Raw genomic sequence first — 251 nt, 5'->3', positions numbered from 1 at the left:
CAACCGCGGCAGCCATGAAGGGGTGGCCTATTTCGAGGTCAACCAGCGGGCGGGTTGGCGCTGGAACACGGCCAAGGCCTTCCTGCGCCCGGCGCTCAAGCGCAGCAACCTGACCCTGTGGCATTCCACCCAGGTCAATCGTCTGCTATTTGCGGGCGGCGAGCAGGGCATGGGGGCTGAAACACGGGCTGGCACAGGGGCGACGGACGCAGCGAAGCAAGCCTCCGATCTGCGCTGCACGGGGCTACAGG

1 protein-coding gene is annotated in these 251 nt (G+C 66.9%); it reads left to right on the top strand.

Annotation, left to right across the window (positions count from 1 at the left end; translation table 11 throughout):
• Positions 1 to 251 (top strand): GMC family oxidoreductase N-terminal domain-containing protein (locus R0J88_RS21985; RefSeq protein ID WP_410901176.1); only part of this gene is annotated, 251 nt, incomplete at both ends.

Source organism: Pseudoalteromonas sp. SIMBA_162 (assembly GCF_046535955.1).
Taxonomy (GTDB): domain Bacteria; phylum Pseudomonadota; class Gammaproteobacteria; order Enterobacterales; family Alteromonadaceae; genus Pseudoalteromonas; species Pseudoalteromonas marina.
This window is presented reverse-complemented; position numbering and strand designations above follow the sequence as displayed.